The following is a 12,155-nucleotide window of genomic DNA, read 5'->3' on the forward strand; positions in this document are numbered from 1 at the left end:
CGTGGATGTCTCCGCGCCACCCTCAGGGAATCGACTATGCATCGAGCTACTTGTTTGGGATGGATTCTTCTGCTGGCCGCATGCTCGGACCCGGGGCAGGTGCCCGATAAGGATCCCCCGCGAACGCCGGCCGATACGCCTTTACAGAACGAAGCAGCAACGCCTGAAGGCGTGCAACCGCTTAAAGCTGATTTGCCCAAGCGTGGCGCCACCCTCATGCAAGCGATACCCGCGTTGCGGGAGAAGATCGCTAAGGGGGACCCGGTGGCTTCGTGCCAGCTGGCGCGTGAATTCGACTTCTGCGTCGGCGCAGAGGACAACGCCGCGTATCTCAGTCGGATGGAGGCATTTCGCAGGGCGCCGAAGTCTGCTGCGGAAGCCAGAACCGATACGGTTTCGACCATGACCGACTTGGCGAGAATCCGCGGAGAATATTGCACCGGGGTCTCTTCGATCTCGCCCGCGGAGCGAATTTCGCTCTGGCGTCAGGCCGCGCTGAAGGGTCATGTGTCATCGATGCTTCAGTACGGCTCTGGCTTGGCGTTCGGGAACAATCAGGCCCTTGCGACATTGGACGAGCTTCGGGTCTATAAGGGCGAAGGGCCCGGCCTCGTGCAACGGGTAGCCAAGAACGGTAGCTTTCAAGCCAACCTGATGCTTGCCCGTGCTTATGCGCCGCAGTTGACCGCGCCCAACATGACGCCCTTGCTGCGCCAGGCTGTAACGCGGAGTTCCGCGACATCGCTGGCGTATTACCGGCTCGCAAAGGAACTTCGGTCAGCCACGACAGAATCTGCGCCTTCGGAACTTGCGCTCGACACCGAGATGAAAACGCTTCAGTGGTCGATGTCGCCGCAGGAGGTCGCAGCGTCGGAACAGGAGTATCGAAAGCTTCGCGGCGAGCTCAACAGCGGTAACAAGGCGGTCGTGGACATCGAGGCTCTCAACAACGCCGACGTGAATCAGCCCGTTCCCGGAATGGAGCTGTGCACGGACGGCGGTGTTCTGCGCTGATCGAAGCGGCGCCCGGCCCGGGCGGCCACTGTCCGTCATCCCCAAAAAAACCGGGCCGCTTTCGCGGCCCGATTCGCATCTATCGCGGGTCTGTCGCTTAGTCACTCAACAAACCGCGCCGTCCCCACGTCGTACCACGGGGTGCACAGCAGTTGGCGGCCGGCGCTGGTGTCGCCGGTGGCGGTCCAGATGGGGCCGTGGTTGGTCTTGACCGGATTGCGGAACTGCTTTTCGTCGAACGGCGCCACCGCGACGCACCAGCGCACGCGCTTGGGGGCGCCGGTGCCGGTGAAGCGGTGGACGAACTGGTCGGCCAGTTCGCCGCCGGGCTTCAGTTCGACGGCGAGCGGGGCGGAACCCAGCGGGTCGGCCGCGGCGGTGGCTGCGGGGGCGCCGGGGGCGTGCAGCAGCACGGTGCCGCCGTCTTGCTGTTCGACGCGCGGTGCGCCGACCGGGCCGGGGTTGAAGGTGGCGCCGGCGCGGTCGCCGTACACGCCGCGGTCGAACACGGCCAGGGCGCGGTCGGCGCTGCCGTTGCGCAGGCGGTAGCGCACCAGCAGGGTGTTGGCGTCGGCGCTGTAGTGGAACTCGGCGTGCAGGCTCGCTTCCTGGCCGTCCTGCACGCGCAGGCGGGTGTCGGCGGTGGCGGTGGTGGTGTCGGGCTGAGCGTTCATTCGGGTGTCTTCTGCAGGATGCGGTAGGCCATGCGCGCAGGCGGCGGCCAGCGAGGCGGCGAACACGGCGGAGGCCTTGAGCGCGTATCGCGGGCGGGCGGCGGTCGTGTGCTTCGCTGTCATCGGGCGGGTCTCGGCATGGGTCGTTGATTCACAGGTGGGTGTGGGCGCGCCGCGCAGGCCCGGGGGCTGCGCGCGGCGGTCGCTCATCGGCGCATGCCGCCGGCGCTTTGCGCCGGTTCGGCCTGGGTTTGCTGCTGCGCCTGGGCCTGCGTTTCCGCCTGGGCTTGTTGTTCCTGGCGGTCGACGGCGTGGATGGCTTCGTGGCGCATGGCCTGGCCGGGCGGTTGTTCGGCCAAGGCGCGGGTGGCTTCGCGAGTTGCGGTGCGGTCGCCGGATTCCATCGCCTGCAACAGCGCGTCCAGGTGGGCGTGGCTGTGGTTGTGCCCGCCGTTGGGGCTGGCGCCGGTCGCGCTGGGGTTGCCCGGGGCCGAGAACGCGCTCTTGGCGTCGACGCTGTAGTCCGGCCGGCGCGCCAGGCCCATCTCGTCGCGCATGCCGTTTTCGGTCAGGTTGCGGGGGTTGGTCTTGGTGTCCGGCGTGGCTGCGTTGTGGTCGAAGTCGAAGGCGACGCCGCTGTTGTCCAGGCCGACGGCCTGGCGCTCGAAGTTGCGCACGCTGCCCGAGTCCGGGCCGGTGCCGCTGTACACGCCCTGCTGCAGGGTGCCGCCGGTGATGTTGTAGGCGTGCGACATCTCATGGTGCAGCACCACGGTCGGCGTTTCGAAGAAGTCGCTGTGGAACGAGGGGTTGTAGCTGATCACCGAGTCCATGCCGGCGCCGCGCGTGGTCACGCCGGTGGCCGGGTCGGTCTGCAGGAAGGCGTCGTTGGTCAGCGAGGGGCCGGCGTAGCCGTTCATCTCGTTGCTCAGCTCGGTGATGCTGACGCTGTGGCCGGTGCCGATGGCGGGGTTGGCGTTGCGGTCCAGCTCGCTGAGCATTTCGCGGCCGTTGTTGGACGAGCGCAGCATGTCCAGGTCGGCTTCGACGCGCTGGCGGAAGGCGTCCGACGAGCCGGCGGCGACGGTGACCGTGGCGCCGACGTTGGTGGTCATGTCGACCTGGATCTGGTCGTTGCGCGCGCCGCGGGCCGCGGTGACGGTGTCTTCGCCGCTCTGGCTGTAGACGGTGTCGCGGCCGGAACGGTTGTCGACCGTGTCGGCGCCGGCGCCGGTGTAGACGCGGTCGTTGCCCTGGCCGCCGCGCAGGATGTCGTTGTCCTGGCCGCCGGACAGGATGTCGTTGCCCTGGCCGCCTTCGAGGGTGTCGTTGCCGCGCCCGCCTTCGAGGTAGTCGCGGCCTTGGCCGCCGCGCAGGATGTCGTTGCCGTCGCCGCCGTAGACCACGTCGTTGCCGGCGCCGGCGTCGATGGTGTCGTTGCCGGTGTTGCCGAACACGTCGTCGCGGCCGCGGCCGGTGCTGATGGTGTCGTCGCCGGCGCCGCCGTCGACGCGGTCGCGCCCGCGGCCGGTGGTGATGGTGTCGTTGCCGTTGCCGCCCTGCACGTCCATGTTGACGCGCACGTTGGGGCCGGCGTGGATGATGTCGTTGCCGTCGCCACCGCGCACGCCGAGCTGCTGCTGGGCGGCGAGGGTGATCTCGTACGGCTGGCCGTTGATCTGCACGTCGAGCACGCCGTTGGCGCGCTGGCTGACCTGCACGTTGTCGTCGCCGGCGCCGCCGTTGATGACGAGCAAATCGCTGAACTGGTCGCCGCCGGTCACTTGCTCGCGGCTGATGACGATGTCGCCCTGGCGGAACAGTTCCTGCGAGACGATGCCCTTGCCGTCGGGGGTGCTGCGCGACAGATCGGGCGGCGGACTGCCGGGCGGGACGGTACCGCCGTTGATGACGGTGGGAGTGGGGCCTGCCATAGAGATTCTCCTTGGCGTTGAAAGGCTGACGAATGGGTAAGGCGCTCGGCGCAGCCGTGTTCCTGCCGAGCGGGTTGGATTCGCCGACTATAGGCGGACTGTGGGAGCGAAGGAAATCGGGGTCTCCGACCGACGCGACCAACGGTCCGGCCCGGGTGGGCGAGGCGCTGCCCCAGTCAGGCATAGGGGCCTGAAGTGGGAGCGCAGTCACAAGAAACGCGGTGGGTTCGGCGATCCGGCCAAGCCGGCCGCATCGATGGCCCGGCAACGCGCCTGTTCAGGGATATCAATGCCTGGCGCCTGCGACTGCCGGCGCGCTGCCCGTGGGGCTTCAATGCGCGGAGCCTTGCGGCTCGTGCGCGGCTGAACAGGCCGCCGGCCTTGCCGTATCCTGCCGCCCCATGCCCACCTATATCGCCTTGCTGCGCGCCGTGAATGTCGGCGGCACCGGAAAGCTGCCGATGGCCGAGTTGCGCGCGATGTGCGAGGCCGCCGGCTTCGAGGACGTGCGCACCTACATCGCCAGCGGCAACGTGCTGTTCCGCACCGCCATGACCGCGAAGCGTGCGCAGGCGGCCTTGGAGCAGCGCTTGGCCGTGTATGCCGGCAAGCCGGTCGGAGTGATCGTGCGCACCCCGGCGGAACTGGCGCGCGCATTGGCCGCGCAACCCTTCGTGGGCGCCGCGCCGAACCGCGCGGTACTGATCTTTCTCGACGCGCCGCCGCCGGCCGATGCGCTGGCGGCGGTCAAGCATCGCAACGGCGAAGAAATCGCCCTGGGCGAGCGCGAGATCTACGTGCACTACGGCGACGGCATGGCCGATTCCAAGCTCGTCATCCCCGCAGCCAAGGCCGGCACCGCGCGCAACTTGAATACGGTGGCGAAGTTGATCGAGATGGCGGGCGGTTGAGGGGCGCTGTCTTCACTGTCGTTTGCAACCGGCCTGGCATCGGCAGCCACTTCTGAAAGGACTCGGATGAAACACCGCATTGCGCTTTGCATCGGCGTGGCCGCCTATCGGCCCGCGAAGGCTGCCCTGCCCAATCCGGTCAACGATGCCAAGCGCATCCATGCCGCGCTGCGGTCGCGCGGGTTCGACTCGACCTTGCTGACTGATCCGACGGCTGCGGAGCTGAGGGCGGCGTTGGATGCTTTGCGCGCCAGAGTCGACGGCTACGCCGGCGACCGCGTCTTCAGCGTGGTGCACTACGCCGGGCATGCGGTCGAGATCGGCGGCTACGGCGTGTTGATGCCGGTCGATTCGGTGTTCCCTGCGACCCCGCTGAGCCTGGATTGCGGCGGGGTTTCGGTGCTGGAGGTCGTCGACGCGCTGAAGGCAGGGCGCGGCCCGAAGGTAGTGACGATCGACGCCTGCCGCGACGCGGCCCTTCGGTGGAGCCCGCAGCAGATGCTCGATTTCACCCGTATCAGCGCGCGGGAAACGCAGCGGCTCAAGCAGGCCGCGCAGGCCGACGACGTCGTCATCGCCTACTCGACCAGTGCCGGGCAGCCGGCCTACGACGGGAAGGGCGGCAACAGCACCTATTGCAAGAAGCTCGAAGCGGCGTTGTTGCGGCACGACGCGACCATCGTCGAAAGCCTGGGCCAGTGCGGGCAGGAGGTGATTACCGAGAGCCACGCGCAGCAACGGCCGTGGATCTATACCAGTGTCAGTGGCCGACCGGGTTTCAGCGACCTGCCGGTGTATGCGCTGGCGTGGTCGGCGGCGCTCCACCATCCGATGCTGCCCAGCACGCGTCTGCAGGAGCGCGAGATGGATGCCGCGGTCGTGGTGAACGGCGAGGGCCGCCTGCAGTTGGTCAGGGACGGGGTCGTCCGCAATTTCGTCAAGCATCCGAAGAAGTACACCGTGGCTACCGCCCGGGAGGACGAAGTGCTGCTTGCCGGGGCGAATGTCTTCGTGTCGCTGCAGGTGTCCGAGCCCGAGCGGGACTCGCCGTTGACCCCCGATGCGAAGCTGAAAATCAGGTGCGCCGATCCCTTCGGTATCAGCCAATCGCCCGACGGCATGCATGCCGTCGTTTACGGGCATGGCGGCTACAGCGTCCTGCGTCGCGAACACGGGCGCTGGCGCCTGCTTTGCTCCGACAGCCGACCTTCCGATGTCTATGGCGCGATATTCCAGTCCAACGAGGTGCTGCTTCTGTGCGGAACTTCGGACTCGGTTTGCCGCCTGGACTTGAGTGCAGACAAGCCGCTGCGCACCGACATCCCGTTGGAGAGTCGCCAACACGTCTACGACCTGGCCTGGGTCGAACACACGAAGCACCTGGTAGGCGTTTGCGACGGAGGCGTGGTGATCCGGATCGATACGCAGACCGGCAAGGTCGAGCAGCGGTCCATGTTCGAGTGGCCCAGCGTCGATGTGCTCGGCGCCTATGGCCGATTGCGCCACCACAAACTCTCGGCCGACGATGCGAATCTCTTCTTGTCCGACCCGGAGCGGTTCGAGGCCCAGCGCGGCGAGAGCATCTGGCACGAGACCGGACATGGGGGCCGACGGCCGACCTACCATCTGCTGTGTTGCTCCATGACCAAGGACCCGAGATTGCTCGCGATAGGCGCCGACCAGGGGTTGGTGTTCCTGGTCGACGTCCGCACCTTCGAGCACGTGGCGACGCTCGATGCTGGCAGCGGTATCGGGGTCGGGCTGCGCTGGATGACCTGCTCGCAGTTCGACGGCGCCATCCATGCGCTGGGGAATGATGGTGTCATCCGTTGTTTCGAGCCGATCCAGCCGTTCGTATGAAGCCCGGGCAGCGACCACCGTCTCGTTAGGCGGCTGAATCCGGGCTCAAGCCGCCTCCGGCAGGGTCGGGTTCGCAGGCTTCGGCTGCTTCCGACGTCAGGCCCGCCGTACTAGACTCCATCCCATGCGAAATCCATTGCAAGATCAATTGCTCAAGGCCGGCCTGGTCAAGAAGGCCCAGGTGTCCCAGGTCGCGCGCGAGCAGGCCAAACAGCGCCAGGGCAAGGCGCCGCCCGCGCCGACCGCGGAGCAGATCGAGAGCGAGCGGCTGCGTGCCGAACGCGCCGAGCGCGACCGCGCGTTGTCGGCCGAGCGCAACGCCCAGGCGAAGGCGCACGAGCTGCGCGCGCAGGTCCGCCAGATCGTCGAGACCCACAAGGTCAAGCGCGAGGGCGAGATCGCGTACGGCTTCACCGACGAAGGCAAGATCAAGAACGTGCTGATCAACACCGCGCTGCGCACGCAGCTGGCGAGCGGCGCGCTGGTGATCGCGCGCCACGACCAGGGCTATGAGCTGCTGCCGCGCGCCGCCGCGGAAAAGGTGTATGCCCGCGACCCGTCGATGATCGTGCTGGATCATGCCGCGCCCAAGGCCGAAACGCCGCCGAGCGAGGACGACGAGTACTACGCCCGGTTCCAGGTGCCGGACGATCTGATCTGGTAAGGCCTTCGCGGTGACCTGTGCGTGCTCCTCGCACAGGCGTGCCCTGACGACTTGAAACCCTCGCCATGCATCCGCCCCGGCCGGTTAGCGCACGCACCTACCGCTTCGCCTTGCGTTCGATCGAAGACCGTTTCGGTGCCGGCAACTTCGACGATGCCGGCGATGCGATCGTCGCTGCGTTGCGCGATGCCTACGATCAACCCGAGCGCTGCGCCGTCGATTTCAGTTTCGACACGGCGCATGCCAACCCTTGGTTCCATGCGTTGGTAGTGGCGATAGATCCATTACCGGAATCGGCGCACGCAGGGTTCCTGGCGCGGCTCACCGAAGTCGGCCTTCAGCCGGAAGGTCTCTAGATCTTCATGTGTCATCAAGCCCATTGCGCTTCTGTGCGCGTTTGCAGCTGCCTGTTGCATCGGAAACTGTAGCGCCGACGACGTCAGCGCTACTTTCAGTTGCCGTTGTTGCGTGCACGCGCTTGACGTAGGCTTCGAGGCATAAGAACCGATCGAGTCGAGACCGGCGAGTCATCGCCATCGCCATCGTCGCGTAGTCCGAACTTTTTTTGCCATGGAGGCATCGATGCGAACCATAGTCCCTCTAATCTTTTCCGCGCTGCTGGCGACGACAGTGTCCGGTTGCTACGACACCGGGTTCCCGACGACCAAAGAGCTCGAAGCGATGTACCGTCGCAACCCCGCGCCGAAGCAGACCTACCGGGTCACACTTAGCGTCGCGGAGGCGCCGGGGCCGTTCGCCAAAGCAGAAGGCTCGATCCGCTACGAGGCGCCGAACTGCGGCTATATCGCCGAAGGGATCTCCGGTGTGTCGAAGGTTCCTTACTATTACTTGCCGATCAAGTTCAGCAAAATCGGTGAGAACACCTTTGCCGCCACGATCCATGCGGATGCGATGCTGGATGAGGATTATCTCGGCAGGGGCGTATGTCGCTGGCAACTGATGAGTGTGACTTCCTCGATCCGGGCCACCGGCGCCAAGACGGACATCGAATACGTCGTGGGTTTGAGCGGCGATGAGTTGCGGGGGCTAAAGGCTGACACTAGCTACTTTGTAAAGGACGAGTATCCGGGCAACGATCCGTCCGAGCGCAGCGATTTGGGCAATGCCGATCCCAATTGGTACAGGCCGGAACTACAGGGGCAACTGTTCAGCGCCACCCTGACGCCAGCGGCGGTGACACCCTGAGCGCAGGGTCAGAGCTTGCGACATGGCCTTGGGCGGTCGCACTCTCACGACTGGCAAGGCCATCGCAACTTTCGGTTGCCGTTGCGGCAATCTCCCACCTGACGTAGGCTCGGACCCATAAAGGCCCGGCCTTGACCCGGGTCGGGACCGTCGCGGTACTGCCGCCCCCGGCCCGTCCCTTAATCATCTCTTGCCATGGAGGCATCGATGCGCGGTGAGCTTCGCACCTTTTGTCTTCTGCTGGCGTTGAGTACTTCCGCCTGTAGCGCTCCCGAGACTGCAATGACTTCCGACAAATCCTCGCCCGATTCCGCTCCCTCGACGGCTGAGATGGAGGCCAAGTACAAACGCAATCCGGCTCCGAAGCAGCCGTACCAGATTGTGCTGAAGGTAGCGGATGCGCCGGGGCCGTTCGCCAAGGTGGAGGGATTCGCAAGCTATGAGGCTACGGAGTGCAGCTACATTCCTGATCCGATCGCCGGCGTGCCGCTGAAGCCTGGGAGCGATATAGCGATGGAGTTCTCCAAGGTCGACGAATCCACGTATACCGCGACGATTTATGCCGACGCGATGCTCGATGAAGACTATCTTGGTAGGGGCATCTGCCATTGGCGCCTGATGAGCGTGAACACTTGGGTTAAAGCCACTGGCGCAAAAACCGATATCAGCTATGTTGCGACCTTGTGGAGCGATGATCTGATCGCCCAGAAGGTACGTACGAATTACTACGTGAAGCAGGCTTATCCAGGCAATGATCCGGATGAGTTCTCCGATCACGGCGAAGTGGACCGGAGCAAGTACAAACCTGAATTCCAGGATCAATTGTTCACTATCAGCTTGACGCCGAAGGCTAGGACGCCATGACTCTCAATAGCCAGCAGTATGCTGATCTTGCCAGCGATGCTTACGAGGATCGCTCGAATAAGAAGGGCGTTGTAATCGACGGTGTGCACTACAAGGTGCTCAAGACTGTCGACAAGCCTTCGGGTTATCAAGGAACGGTTTATCAGCGTTCCGACACGGGCGAGATCATTGTCGCTCACCGCGGCACCGAATTTGATCGAGAAATGGTCAAGGATGGTTTGGCCGATGCCGGCATGGCCACGAACCGCACCAATGCTCAGGCTGAGGATGCCATCGCTCTGACTCGTTATGCATTGAAGCATGCGGAGGTGCTAGGCATCGGCAAGTCCTCCCCCCCGGAAGTCACCGTCACCGGCCATTCCCTCGGCGGCACTCTGGCCCAGATCACTGCTCACCATTTCGACCTGCGCGGCGAGACCTTCAATGCCTATGGCGCGGTCAGCCTGGGCTATCGCATCCCCGAAGGCGGCAACCGCGTCACCAACCATGTGATGGCCGGCGACCCGGTCAGTGCGGCCAGCGACCACTACGGCAAGGTCAAGGTCTACGCGACGTCGCAGGAAGTCGCGACGATGAAGGACCGCGGCTACGAGAACAACCGCAGTGTCTTCGACGCGCGCAATATGGCCGGCGCGGTCAAGGACATGGTCGGTACTTCGCACAGCATGCACAACTTCCTCAATGAGGACGCGAACGAAAAACCGGATCGTTCAGTGCTGAGTGATCCGCAGACTCAACGGCTGGCGCAGCAATACGACCCGATGATCGACAAGTACCGCGGCGACGTCGAAAGCACCCGAAAGGGCGTCACCCATATTTCGCGCAATCCGCTCGAACGGGTCGGCGATGCGATCGACGATATTCGCGGCCCGATCAAGGCCGGCGAGCCCGGTCGCAAGGAAGAGCGCCACGCGCCGGCCGTGCCGGAACGGCATTCGGCGCCGCTGCACCTCAATCCCTATGCACCCGGCAAGAGCATTCCCGACTACATCCATCCGGGCAGGGAGCAGCCGTCCGGCCCCGGCATTCCGTTCCGCAACGCCACCACCTCTATCAGTGGCGACCCCTCGACCTTCCTCGACCGCATGCTGGCGGCGTCGCAGAACGGCGACCGCGATACCTTCCGGCAAATGACCCAGGACGCCGCGTCGGCGCCGCCGGGGCGCGCGCTGCGCGAGGAAGCGGTGGCGACGGTGGACCGGCAGGAACAGGCGCTCGCCCAACAGGCGTCGGTGCAGCAGCAGGCGCAGGCGGCCGAGCAGGCTTCGCCGGCGCGCAGCGGCCCGCGCATGGCCTGATCGAGCCATCGAGTGGTGTGAGGCAGCGGTACCTTAGACAGACAGGCACGGTTTGAGATCGCACCGAGGAGCGGTTGGATGCAACAGGACGAGTTGATGGGCCTGGTCAGCAAGACCGCGGCCTTGATGGAGCAGTTCGAACGTCGCTGCGAAGAGATCGAGCAACACCAACGGGCGGTCTATCAGCAGTTGCAGCAGCTCGCGCAGCAAGTGCCCGGGGTAGTGCGGCAGTCGGCCGACGAGAGCCTGCGCAATCTACCCGGCGCGGTGATGGGCAAGCTGGAGAGCGGCCTGTCGCAGCCGGTCGGCGCCTACGAGCGCCGGCTGCAGGACGCCGGTGGGCTGCTGCAGGAAGGTTCGCAATCGCTGGCGGCCCAGCTCAAGCGCATGGAGTGGCTGCACAAGCAGCTGATCTGGAAAGTGGTCGGTGCGGCACTCGGCAGCGTACTGTTGCTGCTTGCGGGCGGCGGTTGGCTGCTGTGGCAGTACCGTGCCGACATCAACGAGAACCGGGTCGCCGCCGACCTGCTGCGCGCCTACAACCAGGCCGACGTAACCCTGTGCGACGGCAAGCTCTGCGCCAACGTCGATCCGAAGGGCAAGACCTACGGCGACAAAAAACAGTACCGGCCGGTGCAAGCCCGCCCCTGATCGGCGTCTGACCGGTCTCGGTCTGCGCAGGTCGCCTTGGCGCCTGCGCTGGCTGCGAGATTCGCGGCCCGCTTCGCTTCCCGAAGACTTCGACTCCACCCGAGTTCGCCCGGCCGTGCGCGGCCGGCGGCCGGCCTTCGGCTTGCCGCGAACTGCGGTGACCACCGTGTGGCTGTTCCGCTCGGCCCGTATCCCCGGCGATCGAAAGCTTCGGCCCGGATCGAATTGAGGACCGATTCTGTCCTCTATGGCGGTTATCTTGGTCCTGCCGCGCAAGACCGGTACCCATCACTCCGAGGCCCTTATGCTCACTCTGATCCACGCACCGCATTCCCGCTCGACGCGCATCATCTCGCTGCTCAAGGAACTCGACGCCCTGGCCGACGTCGAGGTCCGCACGGTCGACATCCAGCGTATGGGCCAGGCGTTCGACGGCGATGCGCGCAACCCGCATCCGGAAGGCAAGGTGCCGCTGTTGATCCACGACGGCGTGGAGATCTGGGAAAGCCCGGCGATCATCCTTTACCTCACCGACCTGTACGCGCACCGCAAGTTCGGCGCGGCCATCGGCGACAAGGACCGCGGCCGTTATCTGTCGTGGCTGAGCTGGTACGGCGGCGTGGTCGAGCCGGTGCTGCTGCTGGGGGCGGCCGAGATCAGCCATCCCTATGTCCATGCCACCTTCCGCGGCCCGCAGCAGCTGCATGAGCGGCTGGCCAAGGCCTTGGCCGACCAGCCGTATCTGATGGGCGACCACTACACCGCCGCCGACCTGCTGCTGCACTCGCCGTTCGCCTGGTTCCCCGACAGCGCGCCGCAAGACCCGGCGGTGCAGGCCTGGATCAAGCGCTGCGGCGAGCGTCCGTCGCTGCAATTCGCCACCGAATACGACGCCGCGCTGGCGGCCTGAGCCGCGGCACGGATCCGGCGCGACGTATCCGCCGCGCATCCGCCGCGGCGGTGCGCAGGGCCGGACGCGCGCTGCTGAACGCGCGTCCGGCGCTGCCGACCGTCGCCGGGCGATACGCACCGTTCGCGCAATGGCGTTAATCGAATGCGCAAACGACGCTTGACCTCAA

General features: G+C 65.6%; 12 protein-coding genes. 10 read left to right on the forward strand and 2 right to left on the reverse strand.

All coding sequences use genetic code 11. From position 1 onward, the window contains the following. Positions 1 to 99: 99 nt before the first annotated feature. A complete protein-coding gene (locus EX88_RS0105630) occupies positions 100 to 1,014 on the forward strand; it encodes a hypothetical protein (RefSeq protein WP_152566111.1) in 915 nt (304 codons plus the stop codon). A gap of 101 nt (positions 1,015 to 1,115) precedes the next feature. Here the strand turns inward: EX88_RS0105630 and EX88_RS0105635 are convergent, their stop codons facing one another. Both EX88_RS0105635 and EX88_RS0105640 read right to left on the reverse strand, forming a co-directional pair. Next, on the reverse strand, positions 1,116 to 1,688 hold the full coding sequence (locus EX88_RS0105635; protein ID WP_152566112.1) for a hypothetical protein: 573 nt from the start codon (positions 1,686 to 1,688) through the stop codon (positions 1,116 to 1,118). Positions 1,689 to 1,894: 206 nt separating this feature from the next. Next, entirely contained in the window at positions 1,895 to 3,622 is a 1,728-nt protein-coding gene (locus EX88_RS0105640; protein ID WP_031371030.1) for a M91 family zinc metallopeptidase, read from the reverse strand. 401 nt (positions 3,623 to 4,023) lie between these two features. Here EX88_RS0105640 and EX88_RS0105645 point away from each other — a divergent pair, with 401 nt between their 5' ends. From EX88_RS0105645 to EX88_RS0105685, 9 genes are all read left to right on the forward strand, one after another. After that, a complete protein-coding gene (locus EX88_RS0105645; protein WP_031371031.1) occupies positions 4,024 to 4,533 on the forward strand; it encodes a DUF1697 domain-containing protein in 510 nt (169 codons plus the stop codon). Between the two features lie 66 nt (positions 4,534 to 4,599). Beyond that, positions 4,600 to 6,393 (forward strand): caspase family protein, encoded by a 1,794-nt coding sequence (locus EX88_RS0105650; RefSeq protein WP_031371032.1) that lies wholly within the window; start codon positions 4,600 to 4,602, stop codon positions 6,391 to 6,393. A 124-nt stretch (positions 6,394 to 6,517) separates the two neighbouring features. After that, positions 6,518 to 7,057 (forward strand): DUF2058 domain-containing protein, encoded by a 540-nt coding sequence (locus tag EX88_RS0105655; RefSeq protein ID WP_031371033.1) that lies wholly within the window; start codon positions 6,518 to 6,520, stop codon positions 7,055 to 7,057. A gap of 65 nt (positions 7,058 to 7,122) precedes the next feature. Next, the gene (locus EX88_RS0105660; protein WP_152566113.1) at positions 7,123 to 7,413 is read left to right on the forward strand and encodes a hypothetical protein; all 291 of its coding nucleotides are present in this window, start codon (positions 7,123 to 7,125) and stop codon (positions 7,411 to 7,413) included. A 226-nt stretch (positions 7,414 to 7,639) separates the two neighbouring features. Continuing rightward, positions 7,640 to 8,263 carry a hypothetical protein gene (locus tag EX88_RS23525; protein WP_152566114.1) on the forward strand — a complete coding sequence of 208 codons (624 nt, stop codon included), beginning with the start codon at positions 7,640 to 7,642 and terminating at the stop codon, positions 8,261 to 8,263. A gap of 282 nt (positions 8,264 to 8,545) precedes the next feature. Next, on the forward strand, positions 8,546 to 9,127 hold the full coding sequence (locus tag EX88_RS24350) for a hypothetical protein (protein WP_152566115.1): 582 nt from the start codon (positions 8,546 to 8,548) through the stop codon (positions 9,125 to 9,127). After that, complete coding sequence (locus EX88_RS0105675) at positions 9,124 to 10,425, forward strand: lipase family protein (RefSeq protein WP_051884571.1); 1,302 nt, start codon at positions 9,124 to 9,126, stop codon at positions 10,423 to 10,425. Before EX88_RS24350 ends, EX88_RS0105675 begins: the two co-directional genes overlap by 4 nt. Positions 10,426 to 10,503: 78 nt before the next feature. Beyond that, positions 10,504 to 11,076, forward strand: a complete 573-nt coding sequence (locus EX88_RS0105680; protein WP_031371038.1) for a hypothetical protein — start codon at positions 10,504 to 10,506, stop codon at positions 11,074 to 11,076. Positions 11,077 to 11,323: 247 nt separating this feature from the next. Beyond that, the gene (locus tag EX88_RS0105685) at positions 11,324 to 11,986 is read left to right on the forward strand and encodes a glutathione S-transferase family protein (RefSeq protein WP_200875801.1); all 663 of its coding nucleotides are present in this window, start codon (positions 11,324 to 11,326) and stop codon (positions 11,984 to 11,986) included. Positions 11,987 to 12,155 lie beyond the last annotated feature (169 nt).

This window comes from Lysobacter antibioticus (assembly GCF_000731095.1).
In the GTDB taxonomy this organism is placed as follows: domain Bacteria; phylum Pseudomonadota; class Gammaproteobacteria; order Xanthomonadales; family Xanthomonadaceae; genus Lysobacter; species Lysobacter antibioticus_B.